Source organism: Luteolibacter flavescens (assembly GCF_025950085.1).
Classification (GTDB): Bacteria; Verrucomicrobiota; Verrucomicrobiia; order Verrucomicrobiales; family Akkermansiaceae; genus Haloferula; species Haloferula flavescens.
In genome coordinates, this window is sequence record NZ_JAPDDS010000002.1 from 111041 (window position 1) to 126338 (window position 15298).

13 protein-coding genes are annotated in these 15298 nt (G+C 66.6%); 8 read left to right on the forward strand and 5 right to left on the reverse strand.

The features are described 5' to 3' along the window. The first annotated feature begins 141 nt into the window (after window positions 1–141). Entirely contained in the window at window positions 142–768 is a 627-nt protein-coding gene (gene trmB / locus OKA04_RS03955) for a tRNA (guanosine(46)-N7)-methyltransferase TrmB (RefSeq protein WP_264499828.1), read from the forward strand. Here trmB and OKA04_RS03960 read toward each other — a convergent pair. The 3 genes from OKA04_RS03960 to OKA04_RS03970 all read right to left on the reverse strand — a co-directional run bounded on the left by OKA04_RS03960 (window position 757) and on the right by OKA04_RS03970 (window position 4123). Beyond that, window positions 757–3006 (reverse strand): ComEC/Rec2 family competence protein, encoded by a 2250-nt coding sequence (locus tag OKA04_RS03960; RefSeq protein WP_264499829.1) that lies wholly within the window; start codon window positions 3004–3006, stop codon window positions 757–759. The two genes, trmB and OKA04_RS03960, sit on opposite strands and share 12 nt — an antisense overlap. A gap of 4 nt (window positions 3007–3010) precedes the next feature. Then, window positions 3011–3694 carry a tetratricopeptide repeat protein gene (locus OKA04_RS03965; RefSeq protein WP_264499830.1) on the reverse strand — a complete coding sequence of 228 codons (684 nt, stop codon included), beginning with the start codon at window positions 3692–3694 and terminating at the stop codon, window positions 3011–3013. A gap of 66 nt (window positions 3695–3760) precedes the next feature. Continuing rightward, window positions 3761–4123, reverse strand: a complete 363-nt coding sequence (locus OKA04_RS03970) for a hypothetical protein (RefSeq protein WP_264499831.1) — start codon at window positions 4121–4123, stop codon at window positions 3761–3763. A 97-nt stretch (window positions 4124–4220) separates the two neighbouring features. Here OKA04_RS03970 and OKA04_RS03975 point away from each other — a divergent pair, with 97 nt between their 5' ends. The 6 genes from OKA04_RS03975 to OKA04_RS04000 all read left to right on the forward strand — a co-directional run bounded on the left by OKA04_RS03975 (window position 4221) and on the right by OKA04_RS04000 (window position 10674). Continuing rightward, window positions 4221–4952, forward strand: coding sequence for an N-acetylmuramoyl-L-alanine amidase family protein (locus OKA04_RS03975; protein ID WP_264499832.1), 732 nt, complete (start codon window positions 4221–4223; stop codon window positions 4950–4952). Between the two features lie 86 nt (window positions 4953–5038). Further along, window positions 5039–6484, forward strand: a complete 1446-nt coding sequence (locus OKA04_RS03980; RefSeq protein WP_264499833.1) for an arylsulfatase — start codon at window positions 5039–5041, stop codon at window positions 6482–6484. Between the two features lie 139 nt (window positions 6485–6623). Then, window positions 6624–7724, forward strand: a complete 1101-nt coding sequence (locus tag OKA04_RS03985; RefSeq protein ID WP_264499834.1) for an SGNH/GDSL hydrolase family protein — start codon at window positions 6624–6626, stop codon at window positions 7722–7724. Window positions 7725–7733: 9 nt separating this feature from the next. Next, complete coding sequence (locus OKA04_RS03990; protein WP_264499835.1) at window positions 7734–8603, forward strand: endonuclease/exonuclease/phosphatase family protein; 870 nt, start codon at window positions 7734–7736, stop codon at window positions 8601–8603. 142 nt (window positions 8604–8745) lie between these two features. Next, complete coding sequence (locus OKA04_RS03995) at window positions 8746–10116, forward strand: L-serine ammonia-lyase (RefSeq protein ID WP_264499836.1); 1371 nt, start codon at window positions 8746–8748, stop codon at window positions 10114–10116. 57 nt (window positions 10117–10173) lie between these two features. Further along, the gene (locus OKA04_RS04000) at window positions 10174–10674 is read left to right on the forward strand and encodes a hypothetical protein (RefSeq protein WP_264499837.1); all 501 of its coding nucleotides are present in this window, start codon (window positions 10174–10176) and stop codon (window positions 10672–10674) included. Here OKA04_RS04000 and OKA04_RS04005 read toward each other — a convergent pair. Together OKA04_RS04005 and OKA04_RS04010 are read right to left on the reverse strand one after the other, a co-directional pair. After that, window positions 10671–11393, reverse strand: a complete 723-nt coding sequence (locus tag OKA04_RS04005; protein WP_264499838.1) for a uracil-DNA glycosylase family protein — start codon at window positions 11391–11393, stop codon at window positions 10671–10673. The two genes, OKA04_RS04000 and OKA04_RS04005, sit on opposite strands and share 4 nt — an antisense overlap. Before the next feature lie 58 nt (window positions 11394–11451). Next, the gene (locus OKA04_RS04010) at window positions 11452–12309 is read right to left on the reverse strand and encodes an alpha/beta hydrolase (RefSeq protein WP_264499839.1); all 858 of its coding nucleotides are present in this window, start codon (window positions 12307–12309) and stop codon (window positions 11452–11454) included. A gap of 173 nt (window positions 12310–12482) precedes the next feature. Between OKA04_RS04010 and OKA04_RS04015 the strand changes: the two genes are divergently transcribed. Further along, the gene (locus OKA04_RS04015; RefSeq protein ID WP_264499840.1) at window positions 12483–15209 is read left to right on the forward strand and encodes a PH domain-containing protein; all 2727 of its coding nucleotides are present in this window, start codon (window positions 12483–12485) and stop codon (window positions 15207–15209) included. The last annotated feature ends 89 nt before the right edge of the window (window positions 15210–15298 follow it).

The window sequence follows — 15298 nt, forward strand, 5'->3', positions numbered from 1 at the left end:
CAGCGCCACGGTTGCGGAGGGTAGGGAATGGCAGGAAAGAGCGTCAAGCGGGAACCCGGAGCGGAGAAGCGCGAAGTAAGAAGTTCCAAGCACCAAGAAAGCCTTGAAAACGTGCGAGGGACGGGCTGGAAACACTGCGCGATGGAAGCACAGCGCCCTGCCCGCATCCCCGAGCCCCAGGAATTCGTGCCCGCCGACTACTTCCGGCGGCTGGAGAAACACGAGCTCGTCCGCGAGGGACGGCCGCTGGAGATCGACCTCGGCTGCGGCGACGGGAAGTTCCTGCTGGAAATGGCGGCGCAGTATCCGGAGCGCGACTTCATCGGCGTGGAGCGCCTGCTCGGCCGGGTGAGAAAGGTCTGCAAGCGCATCGGCAAGCAGCGGCTGGAGAATGCCCGTGTGCTGCGGCTGGAGAGCCGCTACACGGCGGAGTGGCTGCTGCCGCGCGAGTCGGTCTCCCGGCTGCACCTGCTGTGTCCGGACCCGTGGCCGAAGCTGCGCCACCACCGGCGGCGGCTGATTCAGGAGGATTTCCTGCAGGCCATCTGGGACCTGCTGGAGCCCGGCGGCGAGTTCCTCTTCAAGACGGACCACCCGGAGTACTTCGAGTGGGCGGAGGAGAAGGTGGTGGCCTTCGGAAAGTTCGAGCGGCTGGACTGGCCGGAGGATGCCTTCTTCTACCCGAAGACGGACTTCCAGCTCCTCTGGGAGAGCGAGGGCAAGACCCTGCAGGGCCTGCGGCTGAGGAAATCCGCCTCACCTGCGTAGCCTCAGCTCCGCGCCATCGAGGAAGCCGCGGATGACCAGCGAGCCGTCTTCCTCCGCGACCAGTGTCACTGCTCCGGTGTGTCCCTGATGGAAGACGCGGATCCCGCGGCTCTCGCAGGCGGCCATCCAGTCCTCCGGCACGCGCTGCGCCTCGGGGAAATCGGCGTGACCGGCGACGATCGCGCGCGGCTGCACCGCCGCGAGGAAGTCGTCCCCGAGCGAGTCATCCTGCGAATGCCGGCCCGCCACGATGACGTCCGCCTGGAGATCCCCGCCCGCCCGCAGCATTGCCCGCTCGGTGGCAAGCCCCGCATCGCTGGTGAATAGCACGCGCCAGCCCCGCCAGTGCAGCCGCGTGACCATGACCCGCTCGTCGGCCAGCACGTTCTGGTTGTGAGCGTCCGGCCGGTGAATCACCTCGAACCACGCGTCCGATGAAACGGGGTAGTGCACCTGCGGCAGCCCGACGGTGGTGACGACCCCGCGGTCCTGGGAAAGCGCCTCGATTTCCCGGAAGACGGGGCTTCGCGCACGCTCGACGGGCATCAGCACCTGGCGGATGGGCAGCGCGTCAAAGGCCTCCGCGGTGCCGCCGAGGTGCCCGGCATCCGGGTGACTCAGCACCACGCTCTGCGGGCGCAGGGCCATATAGCGCAGCGATGGCAGGACGGTGCGGCGAAAGCCTGCCCGATGCGCGGTGTCGAAGAGCACGGACGTCCCGCCATCATGCAGGCAGGCTGAGCCGCCACCATGGCCGGTATCGTAGATCACGAGGAAGTTTTCCCCCGGTCGCCCGCGCGCGATCGTCGTGCTGCCCGCGGGGATGGCGGCGAAGGCGGTGGCCATTTTCGTGCAGACGGTGGCGACGCGGCCATTGATGCGGTTCACCTGCTCGCGGACGGCGGGAAAGGGGGCGAGCGCGGTGGCGGCGAGCGCCAGCGCCATCAGCACGAAGACCGGTATCCCGATCAGCGGGCTGGCCAGGATGGAGACCCAGGAGGCAAAACCGAAGTGCCAGAAGGTGAGTGGCAGCGAGCCGAAGCTGGCCGCAGAGGACGCGCCCATGGCCGAGGCGGACTTCTGCCGGATGCGCAGCCACACCGTTCGCCAGAAGCCATAGAGCTGCCTCGGCAAGTAGGGCTCCCGCGTTTCCATCCACTCGAAGTGCTTCCGCAGCAGCCCGGCGGCGATGCCGATGGCAGCCACCACGCCGAAGGAAAGCTGCACGCCCACTTGGAAGATCAGGTGTCCGTCACCGATCAATGCCGCGACGAGTGCCAGCCCCAGAGCATTCAGCAAATCTGGCCGCAGCCTCAGCAGGAAGGCCCCGAGCACGACTCCCGCCATGACCAGCGAGCGCACGGAGGGAGGCTTCGCGCCGGTGATCCAGACGTAGCCAATCATCGCCAGGATAATCACGAAGATCGCCGGGCGTCGGGACACCCGGCACATTTTCAGCACCCACCAGACGATCACCCCGACCATCGCCACGTGCATGCCGCTCACCGAGAAGACATGGAGCGTGCCGCTCGCCCGGTAGGCCTCGATCAGCACGTCCTCGTCCTGCGGCATCTCGCCCAGCACCATCGCGCGGATCACCGCGGCATCCTGCCCCAGCGGATCGAGCCCCGCCGTGACCGCGTCGCGGAACCACGCCTGCGCCCGCGCGGCGGCCTGCTCCTGCCATGATGGCGGCTCCAGCGTCCGCGCCAGCCCGTTGGCCTCGAACCTGCCCCACGCTCCCTGACGGAAGAGCCAGCCCGCCATGTCGAATTCCCCGGGATTCCTCCGCACGGGGAATGGCAGGAAACGTCCCCGCGCCCCGATCAGCGCCCCCTTTCCCGGTGCCGGGCCAAATCCCAGCCACCACACCTTCCCCGCAGGGCCCCCGCTTTCGATCTCCACCAAGGCGGACCACCCTCCGCCCGTCCCCTTCGGCTGGGTCGCCACCCTGGCCGTGACATTTGCCAGCACCCCGTCGGCGGCCTGCACCATCCGCTGCGCCTCGCGCTGCGGGATCACCCGGCTGGCGTGAAGTCCACCAGCCAGCGCCGCGCAGGCGACTGCCGTGAACAAGACATCCGTCCGCCGGACATGGAGGAGGATGGCCAGGATGACCACCCCCATCCCCGCTCCCACCACCACGTGACCATCGGCCACCGCCACGGCTGCGACCGCGAGCAATGCGGTCCACAGCAGCGGGTGGCGCTCCACCGGGTGGCGGAGCGTCACGGACATGGCATCAGACGAGGCCCCACTCGTGGAGCTTGTGGCGGGCGTTGGCCGAGTGACGCGTCTCGGGGAATTGCTCCATCACCTGCTGCATGGTGGTGGCCGCCGAGCCGCGGTCTCCGAGCTTGGTATCGTAAACTTCCGCAAGGCGGAACATGAGGTAGGCGGCGTCGTTTTCCTGCCACTCCTGGTCCTCGATGGCGTGGCGCAGGGTCTGGACCGCGGCGTGCGGGTCCTCGAGCTGCTCGAGCTGGATCTTGGAAATTTCCACCCATGGCAGGCGGTTGAGCGGCTCTGCGGCGGCGGCCTGGCGGAAGCACTCGATGGCTCCCTCCCAGTCGCCCTGGGCCACCTTCGAGCGGGCGTCGTGCATCGGATCCGCCTCGACTTCCTCGCCGCTGTCGTAAACGGCGTGGGTGACGCGGTGCGCCAGCATCGGCAGCACGTGCCCGACCACCACGATGCCGATCAGGCCGGTGCTCATGAAGGCGAGCAGGACTCCCATCATGGTGCGGTCGTTCTCCGCGGAACGGACCTCGCCCTTCAGCTTGTTGGCCTGATCCGGGTCCTCGCCGCTGTTATGGACTTCCTCCCACTTCTTCTGGGTCTCCTCGATCCTCGATCCGGCGGCGGCAAACTTGCCCCAGGCGAAAACGACTCCGATAATCAGGACGACATACAAACCCCACTTCATATGTCGGCAGACTAAGAAAGGGCCCTCACCCGCCGGGAAGCACAAAAATGCGCGACTTTCAGAGGATCAGAGGCGGCGCGCGGCCCGGCCCTCGTCGATGAGCTTCCAGAAGTGCTTCGACTTCGCCAGCTCCTCGTCTTCCAGAAGCGGGATCTTCGAGCGGAAGGCGAAGTCGGACAGGGTGCCCTTGTGCAGCACACGGTGGACAATCACCTGGCCGTCCCGCACCTCGAAGTAGAAGCGCCAGTCCTTTGCGCGGAAGCGATAGAGCGTCTTGCCGTCCCGCTCGATCTTGCCGAAGCGGTCGCCGTCCAGATTCTCCAGATCCTTTTCGGTCACCTTGAACTCGTCGAGCAGGTCGAGCTGCTCGAGCGTGTCGAGACGGGAAATCTCGGCCGCGCTGATCTCATTGAAGACAATCTGGAACACCGCAGGAAGCTGGAATCCCGTCGTGTAATTTCAAACCCGAATTTCGACCGCGCCTTTTTCATCGCGTCCTACCGGATGTGCGCCGATGCTGCGCGGCGTGAAATCCGGTCTCGCCGCCCTCTTCGCCTGCTTGCTCGCCGCGTCCTGCGCGGGCCCCTCCACCAGTGGCTCGAACAATGGCCGCCCCGACGAATGGGGCCACCGCCCCGGGCCGCAGGGCTTTGACACCGTGATCATCGACGCCGGCCACGGCGGGAAGGACCCCGGGGCGATCTCCCGGACCACCGGCCAGCGGGAAAAGGACCTGGCGCTGGATACCGCCCAGCGGCTGAAGCGCCACCTCGGCGGGCGGGTGAAGGTGCGAATGATGCGCGACGACGACCGCTTCATCGAGCTGGACGACCGCGCCTCGCGTGCCAGCGGGAAGGGCAATACCATCCTCCTCAGCCTCCACTACAACTCCAGCGGCGCCGGCGTCCGTGGCCCGGAGACCTACTACTGGCGCGTGGACAGCCACGGGCTGGCCACCCGCATCCAGCGCGCCATGGCCTCCGTCTCGCCCGCCGAGTCCGGCAACCGCGGCATGGTCCGCCGCCGCCTGCGCCTGACGCGGAATCCGGACATCCCGTGCGTGCTCGCCGAGATCGGCTACCTGAGCAATCCCGCCGAGGCCCGCCTGTGCGCCGACCCGGCCTACCGGGAAAAGATGGCCGCCGCGCTGGCCCGCGCCATCCTCGACCAGCAGTCGAAAGGCGACGCCGGCACCGGTGCCCTGCCCCGCCCGATCTACGCACCGCCGAGCCGCCCGACCGACCCGGCGGGATCCTGATCCCGGGTGCAGCAGCTTCGCAAAATCAGGGAAACGCCTCGCGAATCGGGAAAGACACCCGCACCCGCCTCTCCCACGCTGGCCCCATGCGCCCCGGTCTTCTCATCGCTGCCGCCTTCGCCTGCACCCTGCCGGCGTCCGCCCTCAATGTGGTCTTCATCATCGCCGACGACCTCGGCTACGGGGAGCTCGGCAGCTTCGGCCAGGAGAAGATCCACACGCCAAACCTCGACCGGCTGGCGAAGGAAGGCACCAGGCTGACCCGCCACTACAGCGGTGCCCCGGTGTGCGCCCCGGCCCGCTGCACGCTGATGACGGGCAAGCACCTCGGCCACGCCGAGATCCGCGGCAACCGGCCGGCGAAGGTTTCCTTCCCCGAGTTCAGCGAGGGCCAGCACCCGATCTCGGCGGATGCGGTCACGATCGCGTCCGTCTTCCGGAAAGCGGGCTACGCCACCGGGGCGATCGGGAAGTGGGGGCTCGGGCCCGCGGGCTCGACCGGCGACCCGAACAAGCACGGCTTCGACCTTTTCTACGGCTACAATTGCCAGTCCATCGCGCACTCCTACTACCCGCGCTTCCTGTGGCGGAATGACAAGCAGGAGGAGATCAATCCCACCCCCATCCCCGGCCACGCGAAGCAGCCCGAGGGTGACGTGACCGCGGGCAAATGGATCGGCCAGGCCTACGCGCCGGACCTGATGGTGAAGGAGACGCGGGAATTCATCGCCTCGCACAAGGCGAAGCCCTTCTTCCTCTACCTCGCCTTCATCGAGCCGCACGTGGCGATGCATCCGCCGCAGGACCGGCTGGATGAATATCCCGCGGAATGGGACCGCGAACCCTATCGCAGCGAAAAGGGCTACCTCCCCCACCCTCGCCCCCGCGCGGCCTATGCCACGATGATCAGCGACCTGGACCGCCACGTCGGCGCGGTACGCGAGGCGCTGGAGCAGGCGGGCGTGCTGGATGAGACGCTAATCGTCTTCACCTCCGACAATGGCGCGACCCACGACGCGGGCGGTGCGGACACGGAATTCTTCCGGAGCGTCGGCGGACTGCGCGGGAGGAAAGGCTCGCTCTACGAGGGCGGGCTGCGCGTGCCGACCATCGTGCGCCTGCCCGGGAAGGTGAAGGCGGACGCGGAAGACCTCACGCCCGGGTATTTCCCCGACTGGTTCCCCACGCTGTGCAGCGCCGCGGGACTGAAGGCGCCCGGCGATCTCGACGGCATCGACCTTTGGCCCACCCTCACGGGCGATGCCCCGGTCAAGCGGACCAAGCCGATGCTGTGGGTCTTCCCCGAATACGGCGGCCAGGTCGCCGTGCGCCTCGGCGACCACAAGGTGATCCGCCGCGACCTCCACACGAAGAAGCCCGGCCCGTGGCAGGTCTTCGACCTCGCGGCAGATCCCGCGGAGTCCAAGGACATTGCAGCCAGCCAACCCGGACTGATCAAGGAAGCCATCGACGTGCTGAAGCGCGAGACCTCGCCGAACGGGATCTTCCCGGTGAAGGTGCCGGTGGACTGAGCGGTCGCTCTAGGCCGATTTCCCGGGACAGTCCGCCCGGCGGCGAAATCGTCACGTAGCGGGAAGTGTTTCCACCGGACGAGCGCGAAGGCTTTCCGGGAATGACGCACGCCCGCGCCTAACAGAATTCGCCCTTTCCATGCACGATCGCCGCCACTTCATCACCCTGCTCGGAGCCACCCTCGCCCCGCTGTCGCTGCGCGGCGCGGAAAAGGACGCCGCGGCGAAGCTCCGCTGGACCGATGCCACCGCGATGCACTTGGAAGGCCGCGGGTGGGAGGGCCAGGAGCGGCTGCGTCACTACGACCGGCTCCCGGCAAAGGCCGAGAAGACGGTGCGCAAGGTCGTGTGGGACCTCAGCCGCCACAGCACCGGCATGGCGGTGCGCTTCCGGACGGATGCCCGGGAGATCCACGTGCGCTACAGCCTGATGAGCAGCCGCCTCGCGATGCCGCACATGCCCGCGACCAGTGTCAGCGGCATCGATCTCTACGCCCGCGATGCGAAAGGAACCTGGCGCTGGGTGGCGGTGACGAAGCCCGCCGCGCAGACGGTGAATGCCCGCCTGATCGAGGGGATGGAACCGGGCGAACGCGAATACATGGCCTACCTGCCGCTCTACAATGGCGTGGAGAAGCTGGAGATCGGCGTGCCTTCCGCCGCGCGCTTCACGGCGCTGCCCGCACGGGAAAAGCCCGTCGTCTTCTACGGCACCTCCATCACCCACGGCGCGTCCGCCTCGCGACCCGGCATGACCCACGTGGCCATCCTCGGCCGCCGTCTGGACCGGCCGGTGATGAATCTCGGCTTCTCCGGAAATGGACGCATGGAAATGGAGATAGCGGACCTGATGACCGAGCTGGATCCCGCCGTCTTCGTCATCGATTGCCTGCCGAATATCGCCCGGGCCCGCGAAGTGACGGAGCGCACGGAACCGCTGGTGCGCCGCCTGCGCGCAGCCCGCCCGGACACGCCGATCATCCTCATCGAGGACCGCAGCTACGCGCACTCGTGGGTCCACGAGCGCTCGCGCCGCCGCAGCGAGCTGACCCGCGCAGCCCTGCGAGCCACCTACGACAAGCTCGTCGCCAGCGGAGTGAAGCACCTGCACTACCTGGAAGGCGGCAACCTCCTCGGCAGCGATGGCGACGCCACGACAGACGGCTCGCATCCGAATGACCTCGGCTTCACGAGACAGGCGGACGCGATCGAGCCCGTCTTGCGCAAGGCGCTCTCCTGAAATCCGGCCATGAAATCACGACACACGCTCCAGCGGGCATCCGCGGCATTCGTGCGACTGCTCATCGGCTGCCTGCTGCTCTCACCACTCGCCGCGAAGGAATTCAAGGTGATCTCGTGGAATGTCCTCTACGGCTTCAATCGCGGGAAGAAGATCGAGGCGGGCTCCGAGTGGATCCGCAAGCAGCAGCCGGACGTGGTCGCGCTGCAGGAGCTGAATGGCTTCACCGAGAAGTCGCTGGCAAAGGCCGCGGCAAGCTGGGGCCACCCGCACAGCGCGATCCTGAAGAAGGACGGCTTCCCCGTCGGCATCACGTCGAAGACGCCCATCGAAGTCGTCGCGAAGCTCCGCAAGGGCCTCTGGCACGGCTGCCTGCATGCGCGCACGGCGGACACGGATTTCATGGTCATCCACCTGTGCCCGGGCGTGCGGGAGACGCGCGAGAAGGAGATGAAGCTGCTCGCCCCGCGGGTCTCGAAGTTGCTCGGGGAAAAGCGCCGCCTCTTCTTGCTCGGGGACTTCAATGACAAGTCGCCCGCCGACATCGCCTTCACGAATTCGAACAAGGCCATCGTGGAGCGCGCGAAACCGGGCAACCTGCTGGACGGGAAATTCGACGCCGGCGTCGTGGGCGGCTTCCTCGATGCCGGGCTGGTCGACTCCGCCAAGCCGCTGCCGTCGAACTTCTCCACGCCCACACGGATGAAGCCCTTCGCCGACGATCCCTCGGAGCAGTACCGCTACCTCCAGCGCATCGATCTGGTGCTGACCGACGCGGTCACGGCGGCGGAAGTCAGGACCGTGCACACCAGCCAGGATGCCGTGCTGGACACCGTGTCCGACCACTATCCGGTGATCCATTCCAGCGAGAGAAAGTGAGCATTTCCGGGGCAAAATGAGCGAAACGGAGGCCGGGACTGCACGCATTTGACATCGCGGCGCATCCCGCCGCGAGGAATCGGTCAATTTTCCGGGCGTTCTTGCCGCCATCCGCTCGATCCCCCAAGCTGACCGACGGCACATGACACTCTCCGCTCTCGACCTTTTCACCATCGGCGTTGGCCCGTCGTCATCCCACACCGTGGGACCGATGCGTGCGGCCTGCCGTTTCGTCGGGCAGCTACAGGCGGAGGGCTTCGCCCCGCGGGTCGCACGGCTGCGCTGCGATCTCTACGGCTCGCTGGCCGCGACGGGGAAAGGCCACGGTACGGACACGGCGATCCTGATGGGCTTCCTCGGCGAGGAGCCGGAAACCGTGGTGATCGACTCGATGCCCGCGAAGCTCGCCGCGATCCGCGCGGGCAAGCTGCTCACGCCGTGGGGCGTGGAGCTGGCCTTCGACGAAAAGCGCGACCTGGACTTCAAGCGGCTGAAGCCGCTGCCGCTGCATCCGAATGGCATGCACTTCACCGCGCTGGATGCGGACGGTGCGCCCGTGGCGGACGAGGTGGTCTATTCGCTCGGCGGTGGCTTCATCGCCACGGAGACGGAGATGAAGATGCCGCCCGCCGCGGAGATCCCGCAGCCCTACCCCTTTACGAATGCGGCCGAGCTGATGACCCACTGCGAGCAGCCCGGCATGACCATCGCCTCGCTGCTGCTGGCGAATGAAGCTGCCCTGCGCCCCGAGGAGGAGACCCGCTCTCGCCTCGATGACATCTGGCGCGCCATGCAGGACTGCGTGAAGCGCGGCTGCTCGCTGGACGGCACGCTGCCCGGCGGCCTGAAGGTGAAGCGCCGCGCGAAGGCGATCTACGAGAACCTTCGTAGCAACTCGGAGGCCTCGCTGACCGACCCGCTGACCATCCTCGACTGGGTGAATCTCTACGCGCTCGCCGTGAACGAGGAGAATGCCGCAGGCGGCCGCGTGGTCACCGCGCCGACGAACGGTGCCGCGGGCATCATCCCCGCGGTGCTGCACTACGCGGTGCGCTTCCGCCACTCGCCCCACCGCGACGGCGTGCACCGTTTCCTGCTGACCGCCGCGGCGATCGGCATGCTTTACAAGCGGAATGCCTCGATCTCCGGCGCGGAAGCCGGTTGCCAAGGCGAGGTCGGCGTGGCCTGCTCAATGGCGGCGGCGGGCCTCGTGGAATATCTCGGCGGCACGCCGAAGCAGGTGGAAAACGCCGCGGAAATCGGCATGGAGCACAATCTCGGCCTGACCTGCGATCCCGTGGGCGGCCTCGTGCAGATCCCCTGCATCGAGCGCAATGCGATGGCGTCCGTGAAGGCGATCAATGCCGCGCGCCTCGCGATGGCGGGCGATGGCTCGCACTTCGTCTCGCTCGACAAGGTCATCAAGACCATGCGCGACACCGGCCGCGACATGAAGAGCAAGTACAAGGAAACCTCCCGCGGCGGCCTCGCGGTGAACGTGGTGGAATGTTAACTTGATCGCCCTGCGATCTCGACAGGCAACTCCCGATGCCCGAGCCTCGACAGAGGCATGATCGCACGATTCGACACATGGGAGCGGGCGTCCTTCTTCGCGCTGGAGATGCAGGCGGAGGGCAGGCATGCCGTCATCCTCGACCAGGCCATGGGGCTGATGTGGGGGCCGCTGGCAGTCGGCGGCGTGCGGGTCGCGGTGTCGGACATCGTCCTGAATGACGATGGGGAATGGCCGGAGATCGAGGCCGGAAACAGCGAGGCCGCGAATCTCGCGCGCGGGCTCATCACGGCACTCGCCCTCATGGGTCCGCTGCTCCTGCTCGTGAAATTCGCGATGGAGAACGAACGCCCCACCCGTTCACGGTCGGGCGAAATGGACTTGCAGTCATTGCTCACAGCCATGGCCGGGTGCGGCGTGATCATCGTGTTGCTCAGTCCGCTGATGCCCGCATTCACCCGCTTCCTCCGCGACGACTCCCGGGAAGCGAGCTGGTGGACACGCGCAATCGTGGCAGCCCACGTGATCTTGATGGAATTCTGTATGACCCGATCTTAACAGTCCCACACGCCCTGCGCCACGAGCTGCTTCGTCGCGGCCTCCGCCCAGCCACGGTTCGCGGCCGGGGATGCGGGTGACGGATGGAGCACCCGGCCAAGGATGGCCTGCGATCCGGTACGCGCCGCGGCAGCCTTCAGGCGCTCTTCCGCATAAGCGCCCACGCCGATCAAGTACTGCGGATCCAGTACTTCCAGCGAGGCGGCCAGGTGGTCGAGGCAGGCGCTTTCCACGGCCTCCATCTCGGAGGCCGGGAGCTTGTCCGGCGTGAGGTTCGCACCCGTGGCGCTCATCCACACGAGCGGGCAGTAGTTCAGGACGAAGTGGTCCTTGAAAAACTCCTCCGCGCTGCCGAAGCGCTCCGCAAAGAGCCCCCACAGACGGCGGCCGCTCACCTCGGACTTCGGACAGGCGAAGCCCTGCACCGGCCGCTTCGGGTGCTCCGGCACCGGCTTGCCCACCTCCGCCGAGATGCCCATCCAATCCCGCACCGCCGGGATCTCGCCGAATGGCACGCCGGTCTGAGCCATCCCGTAGGGCCCGGGATTCATCCCGAGGAAGACGACGCGCTTCTTCCCGCTGCCGAAGCGCTGCAGGTAGAGCTCGTGCGGCTCCCGCGCGTAGTCGAGCGGCAGATAGACGTGGCTGGCCGTGGAGAAGGTCAGCGGGCGCAGGCGGTCGGCCAGCGTGCGGGAAGCGGCGATCAGGGCGTCGGACACGTGGCGACTCAAGCGGGCCGGCAAGACCAGATCAATCCCCGCGGCGCGCCGTCTCACCTCACTGCGGCGCGAGCAGCCCGCGGGATGCTAGCCACTTCAGCGAACCGGTCTGCCACGCGTCCCACATCGGGCCGCTGTAGCCATTCAGGCCGTGGCCGCCGGAGGGCAGCTCGAGGTATTCGCAGGGGACGTGCTTCTTCTTCAGCGCCTCGTGGAATGCCTGGCTGTGGGAAACCGGCACGATCTCGTCATCCAGTGCATGGGTGATGTAGGTCGGCGAGGTCTTCGCGGTGACCTGGGTTTCCAGTGAATAGAGTTTGATGGCCTCCTCCGTCGGCGACTCGCCCAGCAATGCCTTGAACGATCCGCCATGGGTCTTTTCCCCCATCGTGATGACCGGATAGACCAGCACCGCGAAGTCCGGGCGGCTGCCCTGTTGCTCGACGGGGTCCTCCGATTTCCGGTCCCCGTCATCGAAATGCGTGGCGGCGGTCGCCGCGAGGTGCCCGCCCGCGGAGAAGCCGATGATGCCCACCTTCTTCGGATCGCAGTCCCACTCCTTCGCATGTGCCCGCACGGTGCGGATGGCGCGCTGGGCATCCAGCAGCGGCACCTTTGACCTGCCTGCCGGGAGGCGGTACTCCAGCACCACGCCGGTGATGCCGTAGCGGGTCAGCCAGCGGGCGATGCCGTGGCCTTCCGGTCCGGTGACCAGGGTGCCGTAGCCGCCGCCCGGGCAGATCACCATGGAGGTGCCATTCGGCTTTTCCGGGCGGTGCACGGTCAGCTTCGCCTCCGCCTTCTCGGATGTCCCGTCTCCGATAGGAGCCTCCGCCGGCCACAACGGGATGGGCTGCGGCTCGGCAGCCGCCGCGATGGAAACGAGGGCGATGAGTGAGAAAAGAAAAGAGCGCATGCGGGTGATCCAACAGGACGTATGCCGCGATGCGATCCTTTCCCCGCCGCGTCATTCCTCCCCGATTGGCGGGGAACTGCCGCCTTGATCTCCGCTGGTCCGCTGGTCACGGGACTGCTGGAAGATTTTCCGTGCCACCACCCTGAGGCCATTCTATTTAATCCTCATTAAATATGTCCGCGCAAGAGGAGCAGGCTTGGTACTACGGGTCGAAAGACGGTGAACGCCGGGGACCGGTGACGATCGGGGAGCTGAGCGAGCTGGCCAGCCGCGGAGAAGTGGGGCCGAAGACCCTAGTCTGGAGCTACGGCTACGCGGATTGGTTCCCCGCCGAGCAGATCGCCAACCAGCTCATGTCCGCGCGTCCCGCCGGACCGGTGCCAGTCGCCCCACCGCCGGTGCCTGCGGAGAAGCCGGTCGAAGCGAAGGAAGCCGCACCCGTTCCCACGGTCGAGCCGGCCCCGAAGAAAGTTGAGCCGACACTTGGTGAGTATCCCATTCTTCCGCAGGACCTTGCACCCGATAAGCCCGCCGAGCCTGCCGGACCCGCCATCGAGCTGAAGCCCCGGAAAGGCTCCTTCGTTTTCCCGCGGGTCGTGGGTTGGACGATCTTCTTCGCGGCAATCGCGGCAGGGACGCTGTCGGTCCTCATCGGCACGGAGAATCCGACCTGGCCTGCGGGCGCGGTCCTCGCAGGGGGCTTCCTGCTCGGCCTCGTCTCCAGCCTCGCGGCCTACCGGAAGGAGCGCTACCAGATCCTCGATTCGCGGGTGCTCTGCCACCGCGGCGGCCTGGTGAGCGACCAGACGACCGAGCTGGAGATCCGCAACATCACCCACGTGAAGCTGAAGCTGCCGTGGCTGCGCTACAAACTCTATGGCGTGGGAAATGTGATCGTGGAGACCGCGGGCAATGCCCAGCCGGTGGTGATGCGCGCCATCCGCGAGCCGGAGAAGGTCTATGCCGACCTGCAGGAGCGGATGAAAAAGAACGGCTACGATCTCACCCGCGGGCAGCTCTTCCACGAGGAGAGCCCGGCGCTGATCGGCATCATCGGTGAATGCATCGGCCTCATCGGCGGCACCATCGGGCTCTGCCTTTTCCTGCTGCCAAATCTCATGGGCCTCGGACTGGCGATCGGGGAGTCGAATCTCCAGACGGCGCTGCCGGTGGCGGGGGGAGTCGTCGCCGTCATCCTGATCGCCGCGATCATCGTGCGCTTCCTCGACCTGAAGCGGCGGACGTATCGCGTGTACAATGACGTGGTGGTCTATGAGGAAGGCTTCCTCACGCGCGAGAACGCAATCATCCCGTACGAAAACATCGCCGACTCGAATACGAAGAGCTCCTTCTACGACCGCATCTTCGGCCTCTACGACGTGCAGGTGAGCTGCCAAGGCAGCGGGGCCGACATCAAGTTCCGTCGGCTGGCGAATGGCATCGCCCTCTCCGCGGCCATCGACCAGCTCGTGGTGCTGGCGCGCCAAAAGGTGAAGCCTTCCGCAGCGAAGTCCTCCACCGCCGCTCACGACCGCCCGCGCCGCGTGGAGCCCGAGCTGGTGCCACTGGGCGAGGCGATGGTGGCCGAGCTGCGCATGCACTCCGGGCGGACGCTGGTGCCGCTGATGCTGCTCTTCCCGCTCCTCCCCATCTGGCTGGCAGCCTTCATCCAGGCCATCATCAGAATCGGCTCCACGCGATACTCCGTGCGGCCAGGATCGGTGCGGCACTCCTACCGCTTCCTCACGCTGCACGACCGCGAATTCGCCCACGACAAGATCACCGGCCTGGTGGTGAAGCGGAACCTGTGGGACCGCATGTTCGGCACGCTGACGCTGAAATTCTGGTCCATCGGCTCCGGCCAGCCAATCGAGTTCGCGCACATCAGCGCCAGCCAGCTCGATTTCACCGCGCTGATGCGGCAGGTGGGGATCCCGTCATCCACGGACACGCCTTATCAGGCGGAGACTTCTTTCGGCCTCTTCACGTGGCTGCGCGCACAGCTCAAGTTCCTGCCGTTCACGCTGCTTTTCATCGGCGGACTGGTCTATGCGGCGATGATGATCGATCCGCAGTTCAATCAAGCCAACGGGCTGCCGCCGGAGATCGACCTGCGGCTCTGGCTCCTCTACGCGACCGGCCTTCCGGTGGCGATCGCGCTCATCGCCGTGATCCGCTCGGCGATCTACCACTCGAACCAACGCCTCAGCTTCCACGCCCACTACGTGGAGGCCGAGCAGGGCATCATCGCGAAGCGCTACTACTACGCCCGCTATGGGAATATCAAGCGGGTGAAGGTGACGCGCTACCCCGGCGGCGCGACGGGAGATCTACAGATCTTCGTGGCGGGGGAGGAAGCGATCCAGCAGGCCGCCCAGAAGAACCAGGGACAAAAGGGCCTCATGAAGCAGTGCTCTTTCACCTCCGGCTTCCTGTCCAAAGCCGACAAGCAGGGCCTGCTGCTGGATGACATCCTCTGCGGCCGCGTGGACCCGCGGCCGGAAGCCCTCCCGGCCAAGGTGCTGCCGACACTGCTCGAAGCCCGGCGCTCGGCGGGGAATGCGATCTTCTCGCTGATCTTCCTCAGCATCCTGCTGGTACCGCTGGTGGTGCTGCTCCCCATCACCCTGCCGCTGACCGTGATGCGCGTGAAGCGCTGGCGCTACCGCATCGAGACCGCCCGCATCGTGAAGAGCTGGGGCATGCTCTACCGCAGCGAGGAGAGCACCCTGCTGGACCGCGTGGACAGCCTCCAGCAGAGCCAGGGGATGGTGAACAAGATCTTCAAAAACGGCAACGTGACCATCATGACCGCGGGCAGCAGCAAACCCGACCTCCACATCATCGACTCGCCGGATTTCTTGGCGATCTACCAGATGATCCGGGAGCGCTCGGAGTGAGGGTTCCCGACGCTTGGCACAGATAGATTGCCGTTTGCACGATCTGGCGCAATTTGCGCGGAAAACGCTCGGTTCTTGTCGCTCGCCCT

Coding starts and splice junctions, on each gene's coding strand:
- trmB (WP_264499828.1), top strand. CDS start 142: ATGGAAGCACAGCGCCCTGCCCGCATCCCCGAGCCCCAGGAATTCGTG.
- OKA04_RS03960 (WP_264499829.1), bottom strand. CDS start 3,006: ATGTCCGTGACGCTCCGCCACCCGGTGGAGCGCCACCCGCTGCTGTGG.
- OKA04_RS03965 (WP_264499830.1), bottom strand. CDS start 3,694: ATGAAGTGGGGTTTGTATGTCGTCCTGATTATCGGAGTCGTTTTCGCC.
- OKA04_RS03980 (WP_264499833.1), top strand. CDS start 5,039: ATGCGCCCCGGTCTTCTCATCGCTGCCGCCTTCGCCTGCACCCTGCCG.
- OKA04_RS03985 (WP_264499834.1), top strand. CDS start 6,624: ATGCACGATCGCCGCCACTTCATCACCCTGCTCGGAGCCACCCTCGCC.
- OKA04_RS03990 (WP_264499835.1), top strand. CDS start 7,734: ATGAAATCACGACACACGCTCCAGCGGGCATCCGCGGCATTCGTGCGA.
- OKA04_RS03995 (WP_264499836.1), top strand. CDS start 8,746: ATGACACTCTCCGCTCTCGACCTTTTCACCATCGGCGTTGGCCCGTCG.
- OKA04_RS04000 (WP_264499837.1), top strand. CDS start 10,174: ATGATCGCACGATTCGACACATGGGAGCGGGCGTCCTTCTTCGCGCTG.
- OKA04_RS04010 (WP_264499839.1), bottom strand. CDS start 12,309: ATGCGCTCTTTTCTTTTCTCACTCATCGCCCTCGTTTCCATCGCGGCG.
- OKA04_RS04015 (WP_264499840.1), top strand. CDS start 12,483: ATGTCCGCGCAAGAGGAGCAGGCTTGGTACTACGGGTCGAAAGACGGT.